Source organism: Pseudomonas psychrophila HA-4 (genome assembly GCF_000282975.1).
GTDB classification, from domain to species: Bacteria; Pseudomonadota; Gammaproteobacteria; order Pseudomonadales; family Pseudomonadaceae; genus Aquipseudomonas; species Aquipseudomonas psychrophila_A.
On sequence record NZ_ALJC01000094.1, the window covers coordinates 29,752 to 49,625 of the forward strand.

Consider the following 19,874-nt stretch of genomic DNA (forward strand, 5'->3'; position numbering starts at 1 on the left):
GTGTTGGTATTGCGGGCTGAGCTGATCGTTCGGCTGCCCGCGCCCGTCTAAAAAACCATTGAATTTCAGTTTCGGCTGAGTTGGCTTTTTTGCCTGATGACAGGTGTTTCCCATGTTTTCGATTTCTAAAGACTCTGCGTTGGCGGCTGTTTCCACGAGCCTGTTCGTTTTGCTATGGAGCAGCGGTGCTATTTTCTCCAAGTGGGGGTTGGCCCACGCTTCGCCTTTTGCCTTTCTGTTGATTCGTTTCGCCATTGCTCTGTTGGCGTTAGTGTTGTTGATCCCGCTCATGAAGTTCCAGATGCCCCGTGGTCGAAAAGCGGTGGGCTATGCGCTGGCCACCGGGACGGTATTGTTGGGTGCTTATCAGATTTTTTATCTGCTGGCGCTGGACCTGAAAGTGACGCCGGGCGTCATGGCGACAGTGATGGGCGTGCAGCCGATTCTGACCGCCGTGATCATGGAGCGACGCCATTCATACAGTCGTTCCCTAGGCTTGGGGTTGGGGCTGGCCGGGTTGATTCTGGTGGTGTACCAGGGCATCGGTCTGGCGGGCTTGTCATGGGCCGGGATGCTCTACGCGTTGCTGGCGCTGGCCAGCATGACGGCGGGCACCTTGATGCAGAAACGCATCACCCAAAACCCGCTCGGCACGCTGCCTTTGCAATACCTCGCCGGGTTGTTGCTGTGTGCGCTGTTTGTGCCGTTTCAACCCTTTTATGTCGAACACAGCGCAGGCTTTATCGTGCCGGTGTTGTGGATGGGGTTGGTGGTGTCGGTGCTGGCGACTCTGTTGCTGTACCGGATGATTTCGAAGGGGAATCTGGTCAACGTCACCAGCTTGTTTTACCTGGTGCCTGCGGTAACGGCGATCATGGACTACCTCATATTCGGCAATAAACTGGCTGCCCTGAGCTTGCTGGGGATGGCGCTGATCATCATTGGCCTGGTGTTCGTCTTCCGTAAAACCGCCTAGGCCATGACACTCACCCTGTGGGAGCGGGCTTGCTCGCGATTCAGGCGACGCAGTGCATCAGGTGTGCCGCGCTGTTCCTATCGCGAGCAAGCCCGCTCCCACAGGAGGTCTTTATTTGGCCACTGTCGCGGGCTTAAGCACCAGCCACACGGCCATGGCAATCAGCAATCCGCCATACACATGCGCCATTGAAAGCGGCTCACCCAGAAACAGTGCGCCCCACAACACTCCAAACGGCGGAATCATAAAGGTCACGGTCATGGATTTGACCGGGCCTATGCTGGTCAGCAAGCGGAAGAACAGGATGTAGGCAAATGCCGTGCACACCAGTCCAAGCCCCAGCATCGACAACCACACGCGTGCGCCGCCCCAATCAGCTGGCGGCTGATTGAACAGGCTGATCGCAAACAGCGGTAATAGAAACAACGTGGCTCCGAACATGCTGCCCAACGCTGAGAGACGCGGATCAAGTCCGCCTTGCTGATCCAGCCAGCGGCGAGCCAAAAAGCCAGCAAAACCATAACTGGTGGTAGCCAGTAAGCAGGCGAGGGCGCCTATGAGCAAGTCTTTGTCAAAGGCCATTGGCCCGGCACGGGTTAACACAGCCACGCCGAACAACCCGAGAAAGACCCCGGCCAATTTGGTCGCGCTCAGCTTCTCGCTGAAAAACAGCCCGCCAATCAGCACGCCCATCAGCGGTGTGGTTGCATTGAAAATGGCCGAGTAACCGGCTGGCAACACTTGGGCCGCGACCGCATACAAGGTGGCTGGCAACCCTGAGTTGATTACCCCCAGTATCAACACCGCCTTGAGCTTGCCTTCGAAGTTCCACTTCACGCGTAACAGCGCCAAGATCACCATCAAGCCAATGACAGCAATCAACACGCGGAAAAATGCCGTGGGAATTGCCCCAAGCACTGGCGCGATGATCCGCATAAACAGAAAGCTGGCGCCCCACACTCCTGCCAGACACAGCATGCGTACAATATCGACAGGTCTCACGGAAGTTTCCTTACAAGGTTTGAGTCGCGCAGTTTAGGGGATGTTGCGCGCAAGGCAATGGCTATACCTGCTAACGGTGTCATCGCTGGCAAGCCCGCTTGCACTGTTATCCCTGTGTCTGTAGCGCCCAAATCTGCGACAATCCGCCCCCTGCATTTACCAAGACTTTTGCGCACCTGATGACTGACGAATCGCCTGCTATCGACCAATTGTTGAAAAACCTCGATCAAGCCATGATTGCCGACCGCCATAAGCTGCGTCGGCAGTTGCATGAGTTGCGCAAAAAGCCTGACGACGCCAAGTTGGCAGCGTGGGCCGAGCGGGTGCAGGCGTCGTGCGCGCAAGTCACGGCGCGGGCGGCCAGCGTGCCGCTGATTGGTTATGACGAAAACCTGCCGATTGCCGCCAAGCGAGACGAGATCAAGGCTGCGTTGCTCAAGCATCAGGTGTTGATTCTGGCCGGTGAAACCGGCTCGGGTAAGACCACGCAGTTGCCGAAAATCTGCCTTGAAATCGGCCGTGGCCAACATGGCTTGATCGGCCACACCCAGCCACGCCGGATCGCTGCGCGCAGTGTGGCCAGCCGGGTTGCCGAAGAGCTGGGCACGCCGCTGGGCGCGTTGGTCGGGTATCAGGTGCGGTTTGAGGATCAAAGCGATTCCAACACGCTGATCAAGCTGATGACCGATGGTATTTTGCTGGCCGAAACCCAGCACGATCGTTACCTCGAGCGCTATGACACGATCATCGTCGACGAAGCGCACGAACGCAGCCTGAACATTGATTTCCTGCTGGGTTATCTGAAGATTCTGCTGCCGCGTCGCCCCGATCTAAAAGTCATCATTACTTCAGCCACCATCGACCTCGAGCGCTTCTCCAAGCATTTCAACGATGCGCCGATAGTTGAAGTGTCGGGCCGCACCTTCCCGGTCGATACTTGGTATCGCCCGCTGACGTCTGAACAGGACGAAGAGGGCAACAGCGTTGAAGAGGACCTGAGCGTCGATCAGGCGATCATTGCCACCCTTGATGAAATCGCGGCCTTTGAACGCAGCGAGCGCAAAAGCCCCGGCGACGTGCTGGTGTTTTTGCCCGGCGAGCGTGAAATTCGCGATGCCGCTGACATGCTGCGCAAGGCGCAACTCAAGCACACCGAAATTCTGCCGTTGTACGCCCGGCTTTCACCGGCTGAGCAACAACGGATTTTCCAGTCGCACCCTGGGCGTCGCGTCGTGCTGGCGACCAACGTCGCTGAAACCTCGCTGACCGTGCCGGGCATCCGCTACGTTATCGACAGCGGTACTGCGCGCATCAGTCGCTACAGCTATCGGGCCAAGGTGCAGCGCCTGCCGATTGAAGCCGTCTCCCAAGCCAGCGCCAATCAGCGTAAAGGCCGCTGCGGCCGGGTTGAGCCGGGGATTTGCGTGCGTTTGTACGCCGAGGAAGACTTCAATGGGCGCCCGGAATTCACGGATCCAGAGATTCTGCGTACTAACCTTGCGGCCGTTATCTTGCAGATGCTGCACCTGCGTCTGGGTGAAATTACCGCGTTTCCGTTTATTGAACCGCCAGATGGCAAGGCCATCACCGACGGTTTCAACTTGCTGCAAGAGCTGTCGGCCGTTAACCGCGAGAACCAGCTGACGCCGCTGGGTCGCCAATTGGCGCGTCTGCCGGTTGATCCGCGCATGGGCCGCATGTTGCTGGAAGCCGCCAAGCTCGGCAGTTTGCAGGAAGTATTGATTGTCGCCAGTGCGATGTCGGTGCAAGACCCGCGTGAACGGCCGCCCGAGCGTCAGCAGGCTGCGGATCAGGCCCACGCGCAATGGAAAGACGTCGACTCGGACTTTGCTGCGCTGATCAACGTATGGCGCGGCTTTGAGGAACAGCGCCAGGCGTTGACGGCTAGCCCGCTGCGTAACTGGTGCCGCAAGAACTTTTTGAATTACCTGCGGCTGCGCGAGTGGCGTGACTCTCATCGTCAACTGAGTTTGATTTGCCGCGACCTGCAACTCACCGTCAACAAAGACCCGGCTGACTATCCAAAACTGCACAAGGCGGTGTTGTCTGGCTTGTTGAGTCAAATCGGACAAAAGACCGAAGACGGCGACTACCTAGGCGCGCGTCAGCGCCGGTTCTGGATTCACCCCGCGTCAGGGCTGGGCAAAAAGCGCCCGCAATGGTTGATGACCGCCGAGTTGGTCGAGACCACCAAGCTGTATGCGCGGATGGTGGCCAAGATTGAGCCGGATTGGATCGAGCCGCTGGCGGGGCACTTGATCAAAAAGAATCACTTTGAGCCGCACTGGGAGAAGAAGCGCGGACAAGTGGTGGCTTATGAGCAGATCACGCTGTTCGGGTTGATCGTAGTCGGTCGCCGGGCCGTGCATTACGGGCCGATTGATCCGGTGCTGTCGCGTGAATTGTTCATCCGTGAAGCGCTGGTGCGCGGCGAGATTCAGTCGCGGGCCAAGTGCCTGACGGCCAATGCTCAATTGCTCGAACAGCTTGATGAGCTGGAGGCCAAGGCCCGGCGTCGCGATATTCTGGCGGACGAAGAAACCCTGTATGCGTTTTATGATGCACGCCTGCCGGCCGAGATTCATCAGACCGCCACCTTTGACAGCTGGTACCGGGTCAACAGCCAGAAAGACCCGCAATTGCTGATCATGCGCGAAGAAGACGTGCTGGCGCGCGAAGCCACCGAGATTACTGCCAAGCATTACCCGGACACCCTGCACCTGGGGGATTTAACCCTGGAGCTGAGTTATCACTTTGAGCCAAACCACCCGCGAGACGGGGTGACGGTCAAAGTGCCTGCGCCGTTGCTGCCGGTGCTGCCACCTGAGCGTCTAGAGTGGCTGGTGCCAGGCATGATCGAAGCCAAGTGCATTGCGCTGGTGCGCAGCTTGCCCAAAGCGTTGCGCAAAAACTTTGTGCCGGTGCCCGACTTCGTCAAGGCTGCTCTGCAACGTATGGCATTTGCCGAAGGCTCGCTGCCGCAGGCGCTGGGGCGCGAATTGTTACGCATGACCGGTGCGCGTGTCAGTGATGAGGCGTGGGCCGAGGCTGCGCAGCAGGTCGAGAATCATCTGAAGATGAACCTCGAAGTTGTCGACGGCGAGGGCAAGTTTCTTGGCGAGGGCCGCGACCTGGCCGAATTGACGGCGCGCTTTGCGCAAGCCAGTCAGGCCGCCCTGGCGGTGCCGCAGACGGCGAAAAGCCAGCAGCCGGTTGAGGCCAAAGTGTTTGCGCCGGTGGCTGAAAAAACCCAGCAAAAGATCGCTGGGCTGTCGATGACGGTCTACCCGGCGTTGGTAGAAGAGGGCAACACCGTCAAAGAAGGGCGCTTCTCGACGCCAGCCGAAGCTGAGTACCAGCATCGGCGTGCCTTGCAGCGGTTGCTGATGCAACAGCTGGCCGAGCCGGCCAAGTTCTTGCGCGGCAAGTTGCCAGGGCTGACTGAGTTGGGCTTGTTGTACCGCGAGCTGGGCCGGGTCGAGAGCCTGGTTGAAGACATTCTGCTGGCCAGCCTCGACAACTGCATCCTTGAAGGCGAAGGCGTGTTGCCGCGTGATGGCGCAGGGCTTGCATCGTTGGCCGAGCGCAAACGCGGGGCTTGGACTGAACACGCGGAAAAGCTGGCCAAGCTGACGCTGGACATCCTCAAGCTGTGGCACGGTTTGCAAAAGCGCTTCAAGGGCAAGATTGACCTGGCCCAAGCCGTGGCCTTGAATGACATCAAACAGCAACTGAGCCATTTGGTGTACCCGGGCTTTGTGCGTGAAACGCCAGCGGTGTGGCTCAAAGAGCTGCCGCGTTACCTCAAGGCGATTGAAATGCGCCTTGAAAAACTTCCGAGCCAGGTGCAGAAAGACCGGGTCTGGAGCGGGGAGCTGAGTGGGTTATGGGCGCAGTACCAGGCCCGTGCTGCCAAACACGCACAAGAAGGCAAACGCGACCCGCAACTTGAGCTATACCGCTGGTGGCTGGAGGAGTACCGCGTGTCGTTGTTCGGTCAGCAACTGGGCACTAAAGTGCCGATTTCGGACAAGCGGCTAAGCAAGCAATGGAGCCAAGTGGACGCTTAAATAACAACATCACGTGGGAGCGGGCGTGTTCGCGATGCAGGCAACGCGGTACATCTGGCGCGCTGAGATGATGCTATCGCGAGCAAGCCCGCTCCCAGATGTTGCCATTTATGGCAAACTTCGCGGCTATAAATACCTGACACGACTATTTTCTGCTTGAACAGAATAAGAGGAACGACCGTGTATAACGTCGTCATTAGCGGTACCGGCCTGTACACACCGGCCAACAGTATTTCCAACGAAGAGTTGGTGCAGTCTTTCAACGCGTATGTACAACAGTTCAACGCCGACAATGCTGCTGCCATCGAGGCCGGTGACATTGAGCCACTGGCCGAGTCCAGCGCTCCTTTTATCGAAAAAGCATCAGGTATCAAAAGCCGCTTTGTGATGGACAAGGACGGCATTCTTGACCCGCAGCGTATGCGCCCGCGTTTGCCTGAGCGCTCCAACGACGACATGTCGGTGCTCTGCGAAATGGCTGTCGGCGCGGCCAAGCAGGCGCTGGAACGTGCGGGCAAGACCGCTGCCGACATCGACGGCGTCATTGTGGCCTGTTCCAACCTACAACGCCCGTACCCGGCAATCGCCATCGAAGTGCAACACGCGCTGGGTATCCAAGGTTTTGGTTTTGACATGAACGTGGCCTGTTCGTCGGCCACTTTCGGTATTCAGACGGCCAGCAACAGCGTGCAGTTGGGTCAGGCGCGCGCGGTGCTGTTGGTCAGCCCTGAAGTGTGCACCGGTCACTTGAACTTCCGAGACCGCGATAGCCATTTCATTTTTGGCGATGCCGCCACCGCGGTCATTGTTGAACGCGCAGAGCTGGCGACCTCCGAGCACCAGTTCGACATTGTCAGCACCAAACTGCTGACCACGTTCTCGAATAACATCCGCAACAACTTCGGTTTTCTCAATCGCGCCTCGGATGAAAATCCGGACAGCCCAGACAAACTGTTCGTCCAGGAAGGTCGCAAGGTATTCCGTGATGTCTGCCCGATGGTGGCTGAACTGATCGGTCAGCACCTGGAAGAAAACCAGTTGAGCGTGACTGAGGTCAAACGCTTCTGGTTGCACCAAGCCAACTTGAGCATGAACCACCTGATCGTCAAGCGTCTGCTGGGCCGTGAAGCCTCAGTCGAAGAAGCCCCGGTAATTCTCGATACTTACGCCAACACCAGTTCGGCAGGTTCGGTCATTGCCTTCCACACGTATCAGGATGACCTGGCCCGTGGTTCGGTGGCAGTGCTCAGCTCGTTCGGTGCGGGCTACTCGATTGGCAGCGTGATCCTGCGCAAACGCTAAGACAGGCCCTAAGACACATCGTGTGGGAGCGGGCTTGCTCGCGATTCAAGCAACTCGGTCGATCTGCAACACCGCGCCGTTTGCATCGCGAGCAAGCCCGCTCTTTCTGATCCGGGAGCGCTAATGGCCGCTGCTAATGACTCTGAATTACTGCAGCGCCTGCTTGCGGGCGAGCAGCAGGCTTTTAGGGACTTGGTAAGCACCTACCAAGGTGCCATGCGTGCCGTGGCCTATGCAATTGTCGGCAGCCGCCATGCTGATGAGGCCGTGCAGGATGCCTGGCTGTCAGTAGTGCGCAATCTGTCCGGGTTTGAGGGTCGATCGAGCCTGAAAACGTGGCTGCTGACCATCACCGCCAACGCTGCCAAAAATCGCCTCAAACACAACCGCCGCGAAGTCTTGCTCGACGATTTACCCTCGCCGCACGGCACGATTGATGAGGATCGTTTTGCCAGCGATGGTCACTGGTTGCTGGCGCCCTTTGCCTGGCACCACGACACGCCAGACGCGTTACTGACCGAAGACGAATTGCGTGAGTGCCTTGAGCACACGTTGCTCAGCCTTCCGCAGTTGCAAAGCTCTGTGCTGGTATTGCGCGAGCGTCAGGGGCTGGAACTGGAGCAAATTTGTAATCTTCTCGATATTTCGCTCTCTAATGCTCGAGTGCTGGTGCATCGTGCCCGGCTTAAAGTGTTTGCGACCGTTGAGCATTTCGAGGAGACCGGCGAATGTTGAGCTGTAAGCAATACGTTGCGCGAGCAAGTGACCAACTGGACGGGCAATTGAGTGTTCGTGAGCGTTTGCAAGCGCGTCATCACTTAATGTTCTGCCCCAATTGTCGGCGCTTTATCAAGCAAATGCGTTTGATGGGAGCAACCTTGAAGGCGTTGCCCGTACCCTTACCCAGTGACCTGGAGGCGACGGTTGCGCGAATGATGAGTGAGCACTCGCGTCAGAGATAGGGCAGGCGCGTGAATGCCATCGGTGGATTTGAAGGGGGCCGACGCCATTCACACTCTGCATTTGGGACACAAAACGCTGAATGACTTCAGCGTTTTGTTTGTTGCGTGAAACGGTAGTTAGAACTTAGCTTCTACGTCCAACTGCAGGGTGTTGGTGCTTGCATCTTTTTGCGTGGACGTTGCGTAGTCAGCTTTGGTCAGGAAGTACGTCACACCGACACCGAAGTTCTTGTCGATTTCGTAACCCACTTTGACCTTGTGACCGCGTGAACCGGTAGTACCGTTAGCGAAGTCAGAGTCAGTGAATGCTCCGACCACGGCGTTACGCTGCGTATCGCGGTAGTTGTAGTCCAGGCTGAACGCGTTGAGCTTGCTCTTGAAGCCCACCAACCAGGCATCGTCCTGATCGCTGTCGGTCGCGGCGTTATGAACATATTGGCCGTACAGCGACAGTGGAACTGGCAAGTTGGCGATGTCGAGTTGACCGAAGCCTTCGTACAGACGGAACTTGCTGGTGCTGTTGCCGTTAACTGCCAAGGCGCAAGGCGTGGTCTTGGTCCCAGTGGTTGGGCAGGTGCTGTCTTCGTCGTTGTGGTAGTCGTAAACGCTACCGCCCAAGGTGACTTTCAGGCTGTCGGTCGGAGCGAAGCGAGCGCCCAATTGACCCGCGTACAGGCTCAAGTCGTTTTTGAACTGCACACCATCGCCGTTCACGTTGTCTTTGAGGGTGTAGTAGCCGGCGCTGCCGAACATCTCGACGCCGCTGTTACCCAAATTGGTCTTGTAGGACGCGGACAGGCCTTCTGGGTTGATGTCGCTATCCCAGATGACGTCGCCCATGCTGACCCATTGTTGCGGCATTTTGCCGCCGACCAGATGCAGGTTCTTGACTGCTGTCGGGTGGTAGTCGATGTAAGCCATGTCCAGCCACAGCTGCTTCTTGTCGAAGTAGTTGTCGAGGTCTTGGTTGGTGGAGCGGGCATCGTCACCGCCGCCAGTGGCAATGCGGATACCGGTGTTCACTTGTGGATCGATTTCTGTGTAAGCGCCCAAGCGAGCACGAATACGTTGGCGGTCCTTGTCTTTACCGCCAGATTCGCCGTCGATTTTGACGGTTTCTTGGCGGACGCGGACGTCGCCTTTGAGTTCGGTTTTGGCAGCCCATGCCACTTTTTGTTCAAAGGCTGAGAGGTCGGATTTTTTGACGTGGTCGGCAGCCGCTTCTTGCTGAGCTTGTTTCTCGCTGGTCAACTCGGTCTGCAGTTCGGCGTATTGAGCCGGTGAAATAGAGCCGTTTGCTTTGAGCATTTCAAGCAGTTTTGCGTCAACGCCAGCGCTCGCTGGAACACTCATGGCCAATACCAGCCCGCCACACAGTCCCGCCGCAACCCGTGTAGAAACAAGACGCATATGAATCTCCCAGTAGTGAAATGGCCCTAGCCATCCCATGAACAATCGGCCCTTGATGGGCTCGCTAATAAGAGGTTTGAATGTGCCGCTCACGTGTTGGCTGGCTGACCACTCATAACCCCGACTTCTAAGAAGCGGCGTCAGTATCGCGGCTAGGTATGACAGAAAAGTGGCAGGTTGATAGCAAGTCTGTGACAGCGTGCTAGAGCGGTTGCGGGGCTGAAAGGGGTCATTGCAAGACGTAGCAGTTGCCGAGCTCTGCGAGGCTACGTCCGATTGCGAAGCGATCGTAAAATCTTGAAGCCTGATTATTCCCAAACCACTGAAGCTGCTCAATTTCGACGACTGCGTCGTCGGACGTAGCTTCGCAGAGCTCGGCCACTGCTACGGGGTAACGCAAGTCAGGTGGTACCATCGCCCGCTCTAAGCAGTGCTCCGGGGACTATTAATGCCGTTACAACGACTGGACAGTTTGTCGGCCATCTCGGCTGCGCAATGGGATGCACTGGTGCCAGTGGCGCAACCGTTCTTGCGTCATGCTTTTCTCAGTGCGCTGGAAGACAGTGGCAGCCTTGGCCCGCATTCCGGTTGGCAGCCCGAGCACTTGCTGCATTACGAAAACGGTCAGTTACAAGCAGCGCTGCCCAGTTATCGCAAGTGGCATTCCTACGGCGAGTACGTGTTCGATCACGAGTGGGCGCAAGCCTGTGAGCGCGCCGGGATCGAGTACTACCCCAAGCTGTTGACGGCGGTGCCGTTCAGTCCGGTCTGTGGGCCGCGATTGCTGGCAGGCCGTGCCGAAGACGGTCTTGAGTTATTGGCTGCATTACCCGGTTATCTGGAGATCGAAGGGCTGTCCAGCGCGCACATTAACTTCACCGATGCGCTGGCGGATACGGCATTGGCGCAACAGCCCGGCTGGTTACAGCGGTTGGGTTGCCAGTTTCATTGGCAGAACCGTGAGTACCGTGACTTTCAGGACTTTCTCGACACGTTGAGTTCACGCAAGCGCAAGCAAATGCGCAAAGAGCGTGAGCAAGTGGCCGGGCAAGGTTTTGAGTTTGAATGGCTCGAAGGGCAGCAGGTCACAGAGGCACAGTGGGATTTTGTGTATGCCTGCTACGCCAACACCTACGCTGTGCGGCGGCAAACGCCCTACCTGACGCGTGACTTTTTCAGCCTGTTGGCCGAGCGCATGCCCGAGTCGATTCGGCTGGTGCTGGCCAAGCAGGGCTCCACGCCGGTGGCCATGGCATTCAGCCTGATCGGCGGCGGCAGCTTATATGGCCGCTACTGGGGTTGCCTGGCCGAGTACGATCGCCTGCACTTCGAGGCGTGTTTTTATCAGGGCATGGAGTACGCCATCGCTCACGGTATTCAACGTTTTGATGCGGGCGCTCAAGGAGAACACAAGCTGATACGCGGTTTTGAACCGGTCATTACGCGCTCTTGGCACTATCTGCGGCATCCAGGTTTGAAAGCCGCCGTCAGTGATTTTCTTGAACGTGAACGGGTCGGTGTATTGGCCTATGCCGAAGAGGCGAGAACGGCGCTGCCTTATCGGCAGGCCTGATACTCGCCTGGCTTGCACTCAACGGTCTTCTTTGCCCAGCCAGCGATACGTCAGGCCACCCATGGCTGCGCCCACCAGTGGCGCGAGCCAGAACATCCACAACTGTTCAAGTGCCCAGCCGCCCACAATCAAGGCCGGGCCGGTGCTGCGTGCGGGGTTGACCGAGGTGTTGGTGACTGGAATCGAGATTAAGTGAATCAGGGTCAAGGCCAATCCGATAGCAATCGGTGCCAGGCCTGCTGGGGCTCGTTTATCGGTGGCGCCCATGATGATCAGGATAAACATTGCAGTCATTACCACTTCGCACACCAGCCCCGAGATCAGGGTGTAACCACCGGGTGAATGATCGCCATAACCATTGGCAGCCAGCCCGCTGGCCGCCAGATCAAAGCCGGGTTTGCCGCTGGCAATGAAATACAGCAGCGCCGCCGCGATGATCCCACCGAGCACTTGGGCCACGATGTAGGCGGGTAATTCTTTTGCAGGAAAACGGCCTCCCACCCACAAGCCAAACGACACGGCAGGGTTGAGGTGGCAGCCAGAGATATGTCCAATAGCGAATGCCATGGTCAGCACGGTGAGGCCAAAAGCCAGGGCCACCCCGAGTAAACCAATACCCACGTGCGGGAAGGCGGCGGCGAGCACTGCGCTGCCACAGCCACCCAGAACCAACCAAAAAGTGCCGATCAACTCCGTTGCCGAGCGTTTGAGCAAGTTCATTTAAAGATCCCGGATAGATAAATCTATCGTTCAAAAACACGATTGTGCATCCTGCAATTGACGACAGAATTCATCTGAACCCTAACTTCATTACAGCAGGCGAACGAGGATTATCCAGGACCAAAAAAAACGCCAGGGCCCTTTAAAACCGGGCGCTGGCGATGTGTTTCAGGGGCTTTACAGCATGGGTCTTTTTGGATCAGTCGAGGCCGACAAATCCACCCGTTTGGTGTTGCCAGAGCCGTGCATATAAACCGCCATGGGCGAGCAGCTCACTGTGGCTTCCGCTCTCGGCAATCCGGCCTTTTTCGAGTACCACTAAACGATCCATGCGGGCGATGGTTGAAAGCCGGTGAGCGATGGCAATGACGGTTTTGCCTTGCATCAAGGTTTCGAGGCTTTCCTGGATCGCTGCTTCGACTTCGGAGTCGAGGGCTGAGGTGGCCTCGTCCATGATCAAGATTGGCGCATTTTTAAGCAGCACCCGCGCAATGGCGATGCGCTGGCGCTGGCCGCCTGACAACTTGACCCCGCGCTCGCCCACGTGCGCGTCAAAACCGGTGCGGCCCTGAGCGTCTGACAATTGCGGGATAAATTCATCGGCACGGGCTTTTCGCACCGCTTCCCAGAGTTCTTCGTCGGTGGCGTCCGGCTTGCCGTACAGCAAGTTATCGCGGATCGAGCGGTGCAGCAGAGACGTGTCCTGAGTGATCATGCCGATTTGTTCGCGCAGGCTTTCTTGCGTCACTTCAGCGATATTCTGACCGTCTATCAGAATTCTTCCGCCTTGCAGGTCGTACAGGCGTAACAGCAGGTTAACCAGCGTCGATTTGCCCGCCCCCGAAGGGCCGATCAAGCCGATTTTTTCGCCGGGTTTGATCACCAGATTCAGGTCGCCGATGATCCCGCTGTGCTTGCCGTAGTGAAAGTCCACGTGCTCAAAACGCACTTCGCCGCGATCGACCGTCAGGCGCGGAGCGTTATCGCGATCTTTTACGGCCACGGGTTGAGCAATGGTTTGCAAACCGTCCTGAACCATGCCGATGTTTTCGAAAATGCCGTTGACCACCCACATGATCCAGCCGGACATGTTGACGATGCGGATTACCAGGCCGGTGGCCAAAGCGATAGCGCCGACGCTGATCAGCGACTGGCTCCACAACCACAGCGCGAGGCCGCTGGTGCTGACAATCAGCAGGCCGTTCATGGTGGTGATCGTCACGTCCATGCTGGTCACGACGCGGCTGGCCAGTTGGGTTTTTTCGGTTTGCTCGATGATTGCTTCGCGAGCGTACTGTTGCTCGAAGTTCGTGTGGGCAAACAGCTTGAGGGTGGTGATGTTGGTGTAGCCATCGACGATACGGCCCATCAATTTTGAGCGGGCATCGGATGACACGACCGAGCGCTCCTTGACCCTGGGCACGAAGTAATACAGGGCGCCGATGTAGAGCGCGATCCAGGTCAGCAGCGGGATCATCAGTCGCCAGTCTGCTTCGGCAAACAGCACCAGGGAGCTGATGGCGTAGATCAGCACGTGCCACAGGGCATCGACGGCCTGCACCGCCGAGTCACGTAACGAGTTACCGGTTTGCATTATGCGCTGGGCGATGCGCCCGGCGAAGTCGTTCTGGAAAAAATTGAGGCTTTGCTTGAGCACATAACTGTGGTTCTGCCAGCGGATCATGCTGGTCATGCTCGGGCTCAGGGTCTGGTGTACGAGGAGGTCATGCAGGCCGAAAAAAACCGGGCGGATGATCAGCGCTACCACGGCCATCCAGATCAACTCGGCGCTGTGGATTTTGAAAAAATCGGCGTTGGGCGTGCCTTGGGCCAGATCAATTAGGGTGCTCAGGTAGCTGAACAGCGAGACTTCAATCAAGGCGGCCACGAGTCCGATCACCAGCAGGGCGGCAAAGATTGGCCAGACTTGACGCAGGTAGTAAAGGTAGAACGCCCAAACGGTGTTTGGCGGGGCGGCGCTGGGAGCTTCGCGAAAAATGTCGATCAGTTGTTCAAAACGACGATAAAGCATGGTCACTCACGCCCGCAACGCGGGCTCTCCTTTAATGGTGCGACCGGCCTTGGCCGGTCAGACTCCCCCGCAGCATTCGAATGATTAGTCGATGCGTTTGGCAGACTTGATGTAGATCGGGTCGAGCGGCACGTTCTGCATGCCAGATTTGTTGCCGGTCTGCGTATTGACGATGTTGTCCACGATATCCATGCCTTTCACGACTTTTGCGAACACGGCGTAACCGGCATCGCGGCCCGGATCAAGAGTTGCGTTATCGGCCACGTTGATAAAAAACTGGCTGGTGGCGGAGTTCGGGTTGGAGGTGCGCGCCATCGACAAGGTGCCACGTACGTTATGCAGGCCGTTGCTCGCTTCGTTCTTGATCGGGTCGCGTGTGGTTTTTTGCACCATCTGCCCAGTGAACCCGCCACCCTGCGCCATAAAGCCTGGGATTACCCGGTGGAAAATGGTGTTGTTGTAGAAACCGCTGTCGACATAGTCCAAAAAGTTTTTAGAGCTGATGGGGGCCTTGACCGGGTCCAGTTCGATTTCGATCGGGCCGAAGCTGGTATCCAGCAGCACATGCGGTGCTTTGTTTGCTTGGGGGGCTGTGTTTGCCGCAGGTGTCGCCGCCATCAGGTTGGCAGCGAACAAAAGAGCACTGGTGGCAAAGGCAATTTTTTTCAACATGGGTCAAGGATCCTGAGAGGTAGAAGCAGTGGCGTCAGTGAACTCACGCACTGTGTGTTGAATAGGGAGGTGTGATGAGGCCAGCTACAGCGGGCTGGCCGCGAACCTTGGACAGGATATTCGTGATCGATGTTCCTGCCCACCATTGTGATAAATCAGCGTGTCATGTTCACGCTTGTTGAGGCGCTGCAAATGCGGCGTCCAGCGGTGCGGTGTCAAAGGTACGCAACAATTCGACAAGAATCTGCGTGGCCGGACCCAGCGGTTTGTCCTTGTTAGCGTAGAGGAAAAACACCGGGTGACGGTTGCCGCCTTGATCCAGTGGCAGCGCCTTGAGCACGCCCTCCTTGAGCTCACGCTCAATCATGTGCCGAGGCAACCAGGCAAAGCCCAAGCCGCTGCCCACAAAAGCGGCTGCGGTGGCCAAGCTGCCCACGGTCCAGCGCTGCTCGGCGCCGAGCCAGCCCATGTCGCGTGGTTGCTGGCGGCCCGAGTCGCGAATCACCACTTGCAGTTGGCTTTCAAGGTCTTGGAAGTGCAACTCACGTTGCAGGCGGTGCAAGGCGTGATCGGGATGGGCCACGGCGACAAACTCGACTGGGCTCAACTCAGTGCCCAGATAACCGGGAATATTGAAGCTGCTGATGGCCAGGTCGGCCACGCCTTCCAGCAGGACTTCTTCCACGCCCGACAGCACCTCTTCACGCAGGCGCACACGACAGCCGCGGCTTTGCGGCATAAAGGCGGTCAAGGCGCGAACCAGCCGTGCGTTGGGGTAGGCGGCATCGACCACCAGCCGGACTTCGGCTTCCCAGCCTTGTTCCATGTGATGGGCGAGGTCTTCAAGCTGACTGGCCTGCTTCACCAGTTGGCGAGAGCGGCGCAGTAATACATTGCCTGCCTCGGTGAGCACTGCTTTCCGCCCGTCAATGCGCAACAACGGCACGCCGAGCTGATCTTGCATACGAGCCACGGTATAGCTGACAGACGACTGCGAGCGGTGCAGGACTTCGGCAGCCTGGGCAAAGCCGCCGTGATCGACTACTGCTTGCAGGGTGCGCCATTGATCAAGGGTCACACGGGGCGCTTTCACGTTGTATTCCTCTGGTGTTAGGGCGTTGCGATGCACTCGAATGCAGGAGCCGTTGCCTTAAGTGCATTTCGTGGCCGAATCCTCGCATCCCTCGTTAAACAAATAAACAAATTTATAGATAGGTTGTAGCAGGTATTTGCGCTTTTTCATCAATCTAATGCCTTCTAGTATTTACTCCATCGCCTTACAGCATTTTCAGATGGAGCCTATCTACCATGTCTAATGTTCTGATCGTTGAAAGTAGTGCTCGACTAGAGGGGTCATTTTCTCGTCAGTTAACTCAGCAGTTCATCAGTCAATGGAAAGCGGCCCACCCGGCTGACCCCGTGGCCGTCCGCGACCTGGCCTTGAACCCGGTGCCGCATATGGACGCCAACCTGCTGGGCGGCTGGATGAAACCCGAAGCGCAACGCAGTACCGCCGAACAGGCCTCGTTGCAGCGCTCCGATGAACTGACAGATGAGCTGCTAAACGCTGACGTTCTGGTGCTAGCGGCCCCGATGTACAACTTTGCAATCCCCAGCACCCTCAAAGCCTGGCTGGATCATGTGCTGCGTGCGGGCGTTACGTTCAAATACACCGACACCGGGCCGCAAGGTCTTTTGTACGGCAAGAAAGCATACGTGCTGACAGCGCGAGGCGGGATATATGCGGGTAGCACCACAGATCATCAAGAACCGTATCTGCGCCAGGTACTGGCGTTTATCGGCATCCACGACGTGACCTTTATCCACGCTGAAGGGATGAACCTTGGCAGTGATTTTCAGGAAAAGGGTTTGAGCCAGGCCCAAACCAAGCTCTCTGATGTGGCATGAAACATGACCTGTTAATCGACAGATAATCACGACATGGCTTAATTCGCTCCATTGCTCCTTCAAGCAAGCGGTTCGCGCATCGAACCTCCCTTGGCGCTCTCGTTGAGTGCTATCGCCCGATCAGCCCTTGCGCTAGATCGGGTTTTTTTTGCCTGCGACTCAGGAGCAGATAGCGCAGGGTTATGAAAAACCGCTAAGGTCGCGTCCATTCAACTGAGCTGACCGGCATTTGCGCTCATCAGCAGTCACGATTTATGGGCGAGAGATTTATGGGCTATTTGTTATTTGTGACGCTGATTCAGGCGTTTTCCTTCAGCCTGATTGGCGAGTATCTGGCTGGGCATGTCGACAGTTACTTTGCGGTATTGGTGCGTGTGGTGTTGGCCGGCCTGGTATTCATTCCACTGACGCGCTGGCGTCAGGTCGAACCCGGCTTTATGCGCGGCATGCTGCTGATTGGCGCCTTGCAGTTCGGTATAACCTACGTCTGTCTGTACTTGAGCTTTCGAGTGCTGACGGTGCCCGAAGTGCTGCTTTTCACCATCCTGACGCCGCTGCACGTTACGTTGATCGAAGACGCGCTTAACCGCCGCTTCAATCCGTGGGCCTTGGTCGCCGCGCTGGTGGCGGTATCGGGCGCCGCGGTGATTCGCTTCGATAGCATCAGCCCGGACTTCTTCAAAGGCTTCCTGCTGCTGCAATTGGCCAACTTCACCTATGCCGCCGGTCAGGTGCTGTACAAACACTTGGTGGCCCGCTACCCGAGTGAATTGCCGCATTACCGGCGTTTCGGGTTCTTTTATCTGGGCGCTTTGGCCGTGGTATTACCGGCCTTTCTGCTGTTTGGTAAAGCTCACTTTCTACCCGATGCGCCCCTGCAATGGGCTGTGCTGCTATTTCTGGGCTTGGTTTCGACGGCTCTGGGTATGTACTGGTGGAACAAAGGTGCATGCCTGGTCAGTGGTGGCACCTTGGCGGTGATGAATAACCTGCATGTGCCGGTGGGCTTGCTGCTCAACCTGCTTATCTGGAACCAGCATGAACCGCTGGGCAGGTTGTTTCTGGGCGGGACGGTGATTCTGCTGGCCGTCTGGATCAGTCGGCTAGACCGCAGGGCTGTGAGGGGCTAAGGTCATCGTGACCTATCTAGCGCCTTACAGGAGAGCCGGGATGACAGTCAAAGTGTTGATCTTGCCGGGTTTGCGCAACTCGGGAGAGGATCATTGGCAAACGTTGTGGGAGAAGAACTACAGCGGGCTGAAACGGGTGAAGCAACATGACTGGGAAACGCCAGTCTGCGCAGACTGGGTGCAGCGATTGCACGAGAAAGTGATGTCCAGCGAGCGTCCGGTTGTTTTAGTGGGGCACAGCTTGGCGTGCAACCTGATAGCAACGTGGTCGCAGCAATACCCGGACGCAGCCAAACGCGTGCGCGGAGCGCTGCTGGTAGCTCCCAGCGATACTGAAGCGCCCAGCTACCCTTCAGGGACTTCGGGTTTTACCCCTATGCGCCTGAGCCCATTGCCTTTCGATTCGATCACAGTGGCCAGCACGGATGACCCTTATGTCAGCGTTGAGAGGGCTGCGGCCTTCAGCGAGGCATGGGGGAGTGAGTTGGTCTGGTTACAGGCGATGAAGCATATTAACGGTCAAAGTGGTCTCGGTGCCTGGCCTCAGGGCATCGATTTGTTGCACAAGCTCACGGGCGATCCGCAGTTTAAACTCAGCTAACCTTAGGGTTCAGGAGCGAGCGTGCTCGCTCCTGCACAGGGTGCTCCCCTAAAAGCCTTTATTCAGTGTCTTGGGACACAACCAGCGGCGTCTGGATTTTGTTCATCAAACCTTTGCGCAAGTCGTTGCCGCTCGGTTGTTGATACGCGCTCAGCCCGAATTCGGGCATTACCGACAACAGATAATCAAATATGTCGCCCTGGATTTGCTCGTACTCATCCCACACGGTCGTGCGGGTGAAGCAGTAAATCTCTAGTGGTACGCCTTGGGGGGTGGTTTGTAACTGGCGCACCATGCACGTCATGTTCGGTTGAATCTGCGCATGGCTTTTCAAGTACGCGAGCGCGTAGGCGCGGAAGGTGCCGATGTTAGTCATACGTCGACGGTTGGCAGACATCGCGGCAACGTTGCCTTGTGCCTCGTTCCAGCTTTTAAGCTCGGCTTTTTTGCGTGACAAGTAGTCTTTTAGCAAGCGCACTTGCTCCAGACGCTGTTCCTGTTCGTCAGTTAAAAAGCCGATTTCCCCCGCATCAATAAACAAACTGCGCTTGATCCGTCGCCCGCCGGACTGTTGCATGCCGCGCCAGTTTTTGAACGACTCGGACATTAATCGCCAGGTCGGGATCGAAACAATGGTTTTATCGAAGTTCTGAACCTTGACGGTGTGCAAGGTGATGTCGATCACGTCGCCGTCAGCGCCTACCTGGGGCATTTCGATCCAGTCACCGACCCGCAGCAGGTCGTTGCTGGTCAATTGCACGCTGGCCACGAACGACAGCAGCGTGTCTTTGTAGACCAGCAAGAGGACCGCTGACATCGCGCCCAGACCCGACAGCAGTAACATGGGCGAGCGGTCAATCAGCGTCGCGACAATAACGATCCCCGAAAATACATACAGCAGCATTTTGGTCAGTTGAACGTAGCCCTTGATGGGCCGGGTCTTGGCGTAGTTGGTGCGTGAGTAAATATCGAGCATGGCGTCGAGCAGTGAACTGATGACCCGCGTCAGCACGAAAATGGTAATCGCCAACGCCAAGTTACCGAGGAAATGGCGACCGTTGTCGCTCATGTCCGGCACCAGGTTGCGTCCAAATTGCACCATCAAAGAAGGCGTCATTTGCGCCAGTCGATGAAAGACTTTGTGTTCGCGTAAATCGTTGATCCAGTGCAGGGCTGGCTGTCGGCCGAGCATTTTGGTCACGCGTAAAATAACAATACGCGCGATGTAACCGGTGAGCAGGGCGATGCCCACCAAAATGATCAGGCCGAAAATAGACGACACCCAAGGATATTGATCCAGGTTGGCCCAAAGGTTTTCGATTTGGCTCCAGAGTGTTTGAGTATCCATAGGTTAAAGCGTTATCCCAGAAAGAAATGGCCCTGGGATTAGAGCATCTCAGGGCCATTTAGGGGCTTTGATTGGACTAAAGACCCTAAAAAATCATTTGTTTCGTGCCGTTCGTGCAAAGAGACTCGGCCTGAGCGCTCGAAACCG

16 protein-coding genes are annotated in these 19,874 nt (G+C 56.9%); 9 read left to right on the forward strand and 7 right to left on the reverse strand.

Features of this window, described 5'->3' with window-relative positions; all coding sequences use genetic code 11:
* The first annotated feature begins 112 nt into the window (after positions 1 to 112).
* Positions 113 to 976: a DMT family transporter gene (locus B347_RS0115150; RefSeq protein ID WP_019410539.1), complete on the forward strand. Its 864-nt coding sequence runs from the start codon at positions 113 to 115 to the stop codon at positions 974 to 976.
* 111 nt (positions 977 to 1,087) lie between these two features.
* Here the strand turns inward: B347_RS0115150 and B347_RS0115155 are convergent, their stop codons facing one another.
* On the reverse strand, positions 1,088 to 1,978 hold the full coding sequence (locus B347_RS0115155) for a DMT family transporter (protein ID WP_026014216.1): 891 nt from the start codon (positions 1,976 to 1,978) through the stop codon (positions 1,088 to 1,090).
* Positions 1,979 to 2,157: 179 nt separating this feature from the next.
* Here B347_RS0115155 and hrpA point away from each other — a divergent pair, with 179 nt between their 5' ends.
* From hrpA to B347_RS0115175, 4 genes are all read left to right on the forward strand, one after another.
* Positions 2,158 to 6,069 (forward strand): ATP-dependent RNA helicase HrpA, encoded by a 3,912-nt coding sequence (gene hrpA, locus B347_RS0115160; RefSeq protein WP_019410541.1) that lies wholly within the window; start codon positions 2,158 to 2,160, stop codon positions 6,067 to 6,069.
* A 180-nt stretch (positions 6,070 to 6,249) separates the two neighbouring features.
* Positions 6,250 to 7,371, forward strand: coding sequence for a beta-ketoacyl-ACP synthase III (locus B347_RS0115165; protein ID WP_019410542.1), 1,122 nt, complete (start codon positions 6,250 to 6,252; stop codon positions 7,369 to 7,371).
* Positions 7,372 to 7,494: 123 nt separating this feature from the next.
* Positions 7,495 to 8,106: an RNA polymerase sigma factor gene (locus tag B347_RS0115170; RefSeq protein ID WP_019410543.1), complete on the forward strand. Its 612-nt coding sequence runs from the start codon at positions 7,495 to 7,497 to the stop codon at positions 8,104 to 8,106.
* Entirely contained in the window at positions 8,100 to 8,333 is a 234-nt protein-coding gene (locus B347_RS0115175; protein ID WP_019410544.1) for an anti-sigma factor family protein, read from the forward strand. The genes B347_RS0115170 and B347_RS0115175 overlap by 7 nt, the downstream gene beginning before the upstream one ends.
* A gap of 117 nt (positions 8,334 to 8,450) precedes the next feature.
* Here B347_RS0115175 and B347_RS0115185 read toward each other — a convergent pair whose 3' ends face one another.
* Positions 8,451 to 9,743 (reverse strand): putative porin, encoded by a 1,293-nt coding sequence (locus B347_RS0115185; protein WP_026014217.1) that lies wholly within the window; start codon positions 9,741 to 9,743, stop codon positions 8,451 to 8,453.
* Between the two features lie 448 nt (positions 9,744 to 10,191).
* Here B347_RS0115185 and B347_RS0115195 point away from each other — a divergent pair, with 448 nt between their 5' ends.
* Complete coding sequence (locus tag B347_RS0115195; protein ID WP_019410548.1) at positions 10,192 to 11,316, forward strand: GNAT family N-acetyltransferase; 1,125 nt, start codon at positions 10,192 to 10,194, stop codon at positions 11,314 to 11,316.
* An 18-nt stretch (positions 11,317 to 11,334) separates the two neighbouring features.
* On the opposite strand, the gene aqpZ is transcribed toward B347_RS0115195, so the two are convergent.
* The 4 genes from aqpZ to B347_RS0115215 form a co-directional block, all read right to left on the reverse strand.
* Positions 11,335 to 12,036, reverse strand: a complete 702-nt coding sequence (gene aqpZ / locus B347_RS0115200; protein ID WP_019410549.1) for an aquaporin Z — start codon at positions 12,034 to 12,036, stop codon at positions 11,335 to 11,337.
* Between the two features lie 199 nt (positions 12,037 to 12,235).
* Positions 12,236 to 14,068, reverse strand: coding sequence for an ABC transporter ATP-binding protein (locus B347_RS0115205; protein ID WP_019410550.1), 1,833 nt, complete (start codon positions 14,066 to 14,068; stop codon positions 12,236 to 12,238).
* Positions 14,069 to 14,152: 84 nt separating this feature from the next.
* A complete protein-coding gene (locus tag B347_RS0115210) occupies positions 14,153 to 14,740 on the reverse strand; it encodes a peptidylprolyl isomerase A (RefSeq protein WP_019410551.1) in 588 nt (195 codons plus the stop codon).
* Between the two features lie 169 nt (positions 14,741 to 14,909).
* Positions 14,910 to 15,833, reverse strand: coding sequence for a LysR family transcriptional regulator (locus tag B347_RS0115215; protein ID WP_019410552.1), 924 nt, complete (start codon positions 15,831 to 15,833; stop codon positions 14,910 to 14,912).
* 215 nt (positions 15,834 to 16,048) lie between these two features.
* Here B347_RS0115215 and B347_RS0115220 point away from each other — a divergent pair, with 215 nt between their 5' ends.
* From B347_RS0115220 to B347_RS0115230, 3 genes are all read left to right on the forward strand, one after another.
* Positions 16,049 to 16,648, forward strand: coding sequence for an FMN-dependent NADH-azoreductase (locus tag B347_RS0115220; RefSeq protein ID WP_019410553.1), 600 nt, complete (start codon positions 16,049 to 16,051; stop codon positions 16,646 to 16,648).
* A 269-nt stretch (positions 16,649 to 16,917) separates the two neighbouring features.
* Positions 16,918 to 17,778, forward strand: coding sequence for a carboxylate/amino acid/amine transporter (locus tag B347_RS0115225; RefSeq protein ID WP_019410554.1), 861 nt, complete (start codon positions 16,918 to 16,920; stop codon positions 17,776 to 17,778).
* Between the two features lie 7 nt (positions 17,779 to 17,785).
* Positions 17,786 to 18,379 carry an RBBP9/YdeN family alpha/beta hydrolase gene (locus B347_RS0115230; protein WP_272942650.1) on the forward strand — a complete coding sequence of 198 codons (594 nt, stop codon included), beginning with the start codon at positions 17,786 to 17,788 and terminating at the stop codon, positions 18,377 to 18,379.
* Positions 18,380 to 18,437: 58 nt separating this feature from the next.
* On the opposite strand, the gene B347_RS0115235 is transcribed toward B347_RS0115230, so the two are convergent.
* Complete coding sequence (locus tag B347_RS0115235) at positions 18,438 to 19,727, reverse strand: mechanosensitive ion channel family protein (RefSeq protein ID WP_019410556.1); 1,290 nt, start codon at positions 19,725 to 19,727, stop codon at positions 18,438 to 18,440.
* Positions 19,728 to 19,874: the final 147 nt, after the last annotated feature.

Coding starts and splice junctions, on each gene's coding strand:
- hrpA (WP_019410541.1), top strand. CDS start 2,158: ATGACTGACGAATCGCCTGCTATCGACCAATTGTTGAAAAACCTCGAT.
- B347_RS0115150 (WP_019410539.1), top strand. CDS start 113: ATGTTTTCGATTTCTAAAGACTCTGCGTTGGCGGCTGTTTCCACGAGC.
- B347_RS0115220 (WP_019410553.1), top strand. CDS start 16,049: ATGTCTAATGTTCTGATCGTTGAAAGTAGTGCTCGACTAGAGGGGTCA.
- B347_RS0115170 (WP_019410543.1), top strand. CDS start 7,495: ATGGCCGCTGCTAATGACTCTGAATTACTGCAGCGCCTGCTTGCGGGC.
- B347_RS0115225 (WP_019410554.1), top strand. CDS start 16,918: ATGGGCTATTTGTTATTTGTGACGCTGATTCAGGCGTTTTCCTTCAGC.
- B347_RS0115210 (WP_019410551.1), bottom strand. CDS start 14,740: ATGTTGAAAAAAATTGCCTTTGCCACCAGTGCTCTTTTGTTCGCTGCC.
- B347_RS0115205 (WP_019410550.1), bottom strand. CDS start 14,068: ATGCTTTATCGTCGTTTTGAACAACTGATCGACATTTTTCGCGAAGCT.
- aqpZ (WP_019410549.1), bottom strand. CDS start 12,036: ATGAACTTGCTCAAACGCTCGGCAACGGAGTTGATCGGCACTTTTTGG.
- B347_RS0115185 (WP_026014217.1), bottom strand. CDS start 9,743: ATGCGTCTTGTTTCTACACGGGTTGCGGCGGGACTGTGTGGCGGGCTG.
- B347_RS0115175 (WP_019410544.1), top strand. CDS start 8,100: ATGTTGAGCTGTAAGCAATACGTTGCGCGAGCAAGTGACCAACTGGAC.
- B347_RS0115235 (WP_019410556.1), bottom strand. CDS start 19,727: ATGGATACTCAAACACTCTGGAGCCAAATCGAAAACCTTTGGGCCAAC.
- B347_RS0115195 (WP_019410548.1), top strand. CDS start 10,192: ATGCCGTTACAACGACTGGACAGTTTGTCGGCCATCTCGGCTGCGCAA.